5 protein-coding genes are annotated in these 6,373 nt (G+C 57.8%); 4 read left to right on the top strand and 1 reads right to left on the bottom strand.

Features of this window, described 5'->3' with window-relative positions; genetic code table 11:
* On the top strand, positions 1-463 hold a 463-nt coding region (locus ACRESD_RS07285), incomplete at its 5' end, for a 2OG-Fe(II) oxygenase (RefSeq protein ID WP_431750305.1).
* A 189-nt stretch (positions 464-652) separates the two neighbouring features.
* Here ACRESD_RS07285 and ACRESD_RS07290 read toward each other — a convergent pair.
* A complete protein-coding gene (locus tag ACRESD_RS07290; protein ID WP_431750306.1) occupies positions 653-1,567 on the bottom strand; it encodes a LysR substrate-binding domain-containing protein in 915 nt (304 codons plus the stop codon).
* 247 nt (positions 1,568-1,814) lie between these two features.
* Here ACRESD_RS07290 and ACRESD_RS07295 point away from each other — a divergent pair, with 247 nt between their 5' ends.
* The 3 genes from ACRESD_RS07295 to ACRESD_RS07305 all read left to right on the top strand — a co-directional run.
* On the top strand, positions 1,815-2,837 hold the full coding sequence (locus ACRESD_RS07295) for a zinc-dependent alcohol dehydrogenase family protein (RefSeq protein WP_431750307.1): 1,023 nt from the start codon (positions 1,815-1,817) through the stop codon (positions 2,835-2,837).
* A gap of 704 nt (positions 2,838-3,541) precedes the next feature.
* The gene (locus ACRESD_RS07300; RefSeq protein WP_431750308.1) at positions 3,542-4,960 is read left to right on the top strand and encodes a hypothetical protein; all 1,419 of its coding nucleotides are present in this window, start codon (positions 3,542-3,544) and stop codon (positions 4,958-4,960) included.
* A 36-nt stretch (positions 4,961-4,996) separates the two neighbouring features.
* Positions 4,997-6,373, top strand: a 1,377-nt coding sequence (locus tag ACRESD_RS07305; RefSeq protein WP_431750309.1) for a PLP-dependent aminotransferase family protein, incomplete at its 3' end; no start/stop codon positions are given.

Genomic DNA, 6,373 nt, shown 5'->3' on the forward strand with positions numbered 1-6,373 from the left:
GATCTATCCTCACCTTGCGCCCATTGCTAATCGATGGCATGCCGCAATGCGGATTGATGAGCGCTTTCCTGCCACCCATGAGGAGTTTCGGGAGATCTGTCATGCAGCCGGCCAGCGCAGACCCACACCGTTGTTGCTTCGGTATCAGGCAAACGACTACTGCTGTCTGCACCAAGACCTCTACGGAGATCATGTTTTCCCGTTCCAAGTCATCTTCCTGCTCAATGAACCAGGACGCGAATTTGAGGGCGGAGAGTTGGTGTTGACAGAGAATGATCCAAAGAAACCTGGACGAGCCGAGGTGGTGCCTTTGCGCCAGGGGGACGCAGTGGTACTTGCAGTCAACCATCGTCCCGTACGTTCTACGCGTGGATACTACCGTGTGAGTCTGCGCCATGGCGTCAGCCAGCTAATTTGGGGGCAACGACATACACTTGGCATCATCTTTCACGATGCCAAGTAGTTTGAGAAGAGCAAAGGGTGAGTTTTCGAGAGGGGACTGTTGATCCTTAGGTTGGGGGCATCCTTTTCAACCATCCAAAGCATGCCCTCAGATATGCCCCTGGGTGTGGCGATCATCTGGAAGTGGATGGATCTCCATGGTCTATCAAAAGGCAGAAATGATCAGGATGAACAGCCTGCTCGACGACGTCTAGAGACTCTCAGGGTCGCCAAAAAACATCTGAATCCGCGAACGCAACCAGCGCTCTCCCGGATCATTGTCCTGAGACCCACGCCACGCCATATGCAGCTCAAAGGTGCGTACCGGCAACGGCGGGTCTTCGGCGCGCAGGCCGCCAGCGGAGGTCAGTGCTTCGGCCGCGTAATCCGGCACGGTCGCCAGAATGTCGGTGCCGGCCAGCAGCGTGCCCAGTCCATTGAACTGCGGCACGGCCAGCACGACATGGCGTTTGCGATCGAGTTTTTCCAACTCTTCATCGATAAAGCCGCTGAGGTCGCCCGCGAATGACACCAGTGCGTGGGGGCGGCTGCAGAAGTCATCCAGGCTCAGGGAGCCCGGTACGCTGTCGGCACGCAGCAGTTTTGGCAGGCTGCGGCGCAATACCTTGCGCTTGGCGTTGGCTGGCAAGTCGGCGGTGTAGCTGACGCCAATGGATATTTCGCCGGAGGTCAGCAGGCCAGGCATCAGGATGTAGTTGACCCGACGCACCACCAGCACGATGCCCGGGGCTTCGGCACGCAGGCGTTTGAGCAGTTGGGGCAGCAGGGCGAATTCGACGTCATCGGAGAGGCCGATACGGAACACTGCGGTACTGGTGGCCGGGTCGAACTCGGCGGCGCGGCTGACGGCGGTGGAAATCGAGTCCAGGGCCGGGGAGAGCAGGGCGAAGATTTCCACGGCGCGGGCCGACGGCTCCATGCTGCGTCCGGTACGCACGAACAGCGGGTCATCGAACAGCCCACGCAGGCGCGACAAGGCCGCGCTGATGGCCGGCTGGCCAAGGAACAATTTCTCGGCGGCGCGGGTCACACTGCGCTCATGCATCAAGGTTTCGAATACGATCAAGAGGTTAAGGTCGACACGACGCAGGTCGTTACGGTTCATCTTGTGTCCTGGAAGAGTCAGCAAACTTGACGAGAGCGGCCATATAAGAAGAATGACCGGCATGAATCTTACGGGCAAAGGCTGGTACTCTGCACCGAGTAATTGCGTTTTCTTACAAGACCTGAGGTCTATTCCTCAGATGCGGAATCAATGGCAGGCATGTTGACTATTAACGGCGACCGGTGGCCTTGCCCGGAAAGCCCAGATAGAGTTCATGGCATTAGAGGTTACTTTGGCGAGGTTTGCGATGTCCCGCACGATCCGTTTTCACAAGTTTGGTCCGGCCGAGGTGCTCAAGTGCGAAGAGCATGCAGCCGCGCAGCCCGCTCCGGGCGAAGTGCAGGTGCGTGTCGATGCGATCGGCATCAGTTGGTACGACATTCTGTGGCGCCAGAACCTGGCGTCCTCCCATGCTCGCCTGCCCTCGGGCCTTGGCCATGAAATGGCCGGCGTGGTGGTTGCCCTGGGCGACGGTGTGGATGATTTGGCAGTGGGTGATAAGGTGGCCAGTTTTCCGGCCGAGAGCCCCAATGATTATCCGGTGTATGGCGAGCAGATCGTTCTGCCACGCTCGGCCTTGACCCGTTATCCCGACGTCTTGAGCCCCATTGAAGCCAGCGTGCATTACACACCGCTGTTGATTGCCTACTTTGCCTATGTGGACCTGGCGCGAGTCAAACCCGGCCAGTTCGCCTTGGTGACCGACGCCAGCCACTGTGCCGGCCCTTCGTTCGTGCAACTGGGCAAAGCCCTGGGTGTGCGGGTGATTGCCGCGACCAAGGACAGTTCGGAGCGTGAGTACCTGCTGTCCCTTGGGGCTGAGAAGGTGATCGTGACTGAAGAGCAAGACTTGCTCATGCAAATCAACAAACTCACCGATAATCGCGGTGTGGATGTGGTGTTCGATGGCCTGGGTGGCCCACAGATGTCGATGCTCGGTGACGTACTGGCCCCCCGTGGCAGCCTGGTGCTCTATGGCTTGCAGGGCGGCAACCAGACACCGTTCCCGGCGTGTGCGGCGTTCCAGAAGAACATTCAGTTCTTCGTGCACTGCATCGGTAATTTCACCGGCAAACCGGAGCTGGGCATTATTCAGGACCAGGTGGCTCTGCAGCGTGCACTGCGTGACATCAACCAACTGACCGCTGACCGCGTGCTGGTACCGTTGAAAACCACGGTGTTCCCGTTCAACCAGTTCGTCGAAGCACACCGATATATGGACGAATGCCCGTGCCGCGAGCGAGTTGCTTTGCAGGTTGCGGCTGTTTGAGCTGTAGGAGTATTCGCAAATGAGCGCGCTTGAGTCCGAGTGGATGAGGCAAATGCGCCATTTGTCAGGGCTTAACCCGCGTCAGGGTTAAGCCAATGCCGGGCGCCTCTGCCCCGTAAACAATACCTTTGCCCCTTGCGCCGCCCTGAAATACAGCGCGGCGCTGTCGTGTGGGCGCCACTAAAGTGCGGTCGGTTGCTCATCTGAACTGGTTTCTGGTGTTGTTCTGTATCTGTTAATCATTATTTGAGTGCCGATAATTGTGCCTTCACCGTCATCTCAAGGATTGAGCCATGATTGAATATATAAAACTATCGCGTCGCGCGGCCGTAACTAATTTGGTCCTACCTGTATGCGCAAGAAGTTCATTGAGAACGCCCAGGCTTTTTTTCGGCAATCGAATGAAAGTGGTGATTGATGTTGGTCGGACACTTCTCTAATTCGTTAGTTAAATTGGTGTAGGGCACTGTCGGATTATTCCTAAGAGCAGGCGTTTTCGTCACCACAAGGCCGCAGGCCGCGATTCCATTAGAGGTTGGGTCGAGCAAGGTCTTCAGGGATGCTCCGGTGCATTTGTTGCAAGGTGCTAATGTTGGTTCATCCTCATAACCCTGTAACAAGTCATAAACCTACAGATGTAAGAGGTCAGGCAGTTGCTCTTGGCAGTTGCTTGAAACTGATATTCAAACTTGGGTAGTAGAACAATGAGCGCAATTCACGAGCAAGCCATGAACTATGTTTATCAGCAAGTTCTGCAACGGTTGGTCGGGTACTTCACTCGCGCAGAGCGTACGGCACTTCAATTGTTGATTCAGCGAATTGTGGTGGCCGCCGGCGGTATGGAACAAGTCGGTAATTACAAGGTGCTCGTCGCTCACGGCGGCGGTGCAGTCAGCAGTTATACCCTGGCGCTGCTTCGGGCGGCGCAATTGACCATTGCCGGGCGTGCGCCCAGGACTTTTCATTTGCGGGTCGCGACCTTGCGGCATGCGGGGATGACCCAGACGACGCTGGATACCCTGCATCAGGGCTACAGCGCGTTGTTTTTCCACGATGACCCTCGCGTCGAACTGCTGCTCGTAGAGAATCAGGAGGTATTGCCGTTCAATCATCGGCGTCCGGCGTCGAGTGCGGCGCGCGCGATCAGCCAGCGCAACATGCTGATGATCGGGCACATGACGTCAGGCGATATTCGGGCGACATTGTGCAACGACATCTATTTGAACCTGGGTGATTTCTACCAACGGGCCACGACGTGGAATGGTGGTGTGCATGCCGTGGTCAGTGGCGACTCTGCGCGCAAGCAAAACCAATACCTGGCCTGGCTGAAAAAGACGGCCATGGCAGCGGGCGCCATCATCCCATCCGGCAGGCCGGTATCGCTCGATGTGTTGTTTACGCGTATGCAGGAGTGGAGTACCGATTGCTATCGGGATCTCTACGGTGAGCATTACGTCGGCACCGAGGCGCCGGGGCTGGGCGGCCATCGTCACTTGGCGTATATCGGAATCGACGATCTGCTCGACGATGTGGGCGTTGACTCGGCAGCGTTGCTCACGCAGTTCCTGGGCCACAAACCGGACCCTTTTGCTTTCCACTTCAGCCATTCGGCCTACCCGAATCCAATGTTGATGGCGCATTTGCATGGGTTACAGGCGCAATGCCTGCGTGAGCTTTCCTACGAGGAGGGTGTGAATGGCTTTGTCCGACAGGCAATGGACTACATGTGCCGCCGACAGATTCCAGAAGGCCTGCTTGGCCAGGCAAGCGGTAGCGAAGGACGTGTTTTGTCAACGACCTATGCCCAGGAGTTTTTTGGCCTGAATGAAGCGCAACTGACCTGCTTGTTGTTCTCGCCATTCATTCACCATGGCGAACGGCTGGAGGGCTACCTGCGTCAATGCCACCCGGGCATGCTGGTGGCGCTTCCCGAGCTGCACAACGTGCTGCAAGGCAAACCCGCCGCAGATATGTTGCAGCAATGGGCAGTGGATGCCAGTGGGTTGTCACTACCGTTATTGCAACACCTGTATCGCAAGCGGCCTGTGCAGATAGAGCAGGGTGCTCAGTTGCGCAACTGGCGTTTGGCCCAGGCGCATACCTCGCAGTTGTCGGGGCGTTAGCCCCGTGCACCGGCCTGTTAGCCCAGGTAAGTGGCAATGACCTTGCGAGGCGAACGACAAACGGATTTCGCTTACCAGGCGGTGTACCGCTACATGATCAATCTGATCAATGAGGTCAGTCTTGAAACACCGGTCAAACTGCCGTCCCTACGGCAGTTATCGGCGCGGTTGAGCGTATCGATCTCGACGATTCAGTACGCTTACTCGCTGCTGGAAAAGGAAGGGCGGGTCTATTCGGTGGCCAAGTCGGGCTATTTTGCCTGGCCGGTGGCCGCCAACCTGCAGATGGCGGCGGGTTCGGACCTTCTTGAGCGTTTGTATGCCGCGGCACGGCGTCCGGCAATGGCCGTACTCAGTGGTGATGAACCGGCGCTGCTGGGCGCACTCGATGGCGCCTTGCTGATGCTGGAGCGCCAACTGGTGCGTCGGCATCCGCACCAGCTCCAACCCTGGTCGCAACCCTGCGGCGTCTGGGAGCTGCGCACGGCATTGGCGGCCCGTTATACCTCGTCGCCCACACGATGCTGGCAGGCTGATGATGTGTATATCGGCGCAGATTTGCAGGGCGTACTGGAAATACTGATTGATGTGCTGGGCCTTAAAGGCAGTGTGGTGGTGGTCGAGTCCCCCTGTGATTATTTGATCTTGCGCCTGTTGCAGGCTGCAGGTGTGCGGGTCATCGAATGGCCTTGGCAGGCCGACGGCAGCCTGGACCTGGCGACCCTTGAGCACCTGCTTCGTCACGAGCCGGTGCACCTGGTGCTGCTCTCATCGGTGGTCAGTATGCCGTCGGGCAGCGCCCTGTCTGCCGAAGAGCGCCTGCGTGTGGCGCACCTGCTGGACCACTATGGCTGCTGGTTGCTGGAGAACAACACATTCGGCGAACTGAGCTTCGCGCCGCCCCAGGCGCCCCTGCGAACCCTGGTCAACCCGGAACGGTTGATCGTGTTCTCCTCGTTCGAAAAGGTACTCGGCCCGGAAGCGCCTTTCGGTTACGTCTTGTCGCGCCACCTGAGCAGCGAGCTGCAGCGTCAATTTCTACTGCGTTCATTCAGGTTGTCGTCGATCCGCCAGCGCGCTATCGCCCAGCTCTACCAGAGTGGGCGCTTCGACCAACACCTGCTGACGCTGCGCCAGCACTTACACGAGCAAGCACAGGCCATGAGTCAGCGCCTGAATGCACGCCTGGAAGGGTGTGTGACCTATCGAATGCCTATCGCCGGGGCCAGCTTCTGGTTGCAGTCGGTAGCACCGGTGGATATGCGTCTAGTGTTCCAGCGAATGATCGCTCAACAGGTGGTGATTGGTCCGGGCGAACTGTTCAGCCTCAGCGGCTTGCACCATCAACATATGCGGCTGAGCCACACCTTCAATGGGTCTCTCAACCTGGATATCACCCTGGATACTCTGGCC

The sequence above is a fragment of the Pseudomonas sp. genome (assembly GCF_050739995.1).
Taxonomy (GTDB): domain Bacteria; phylum Pseudomonadota; class Gammaproteobacteria; order Pseudomonadales; family Pseudomonadaceae; genus Aquipseudomonas.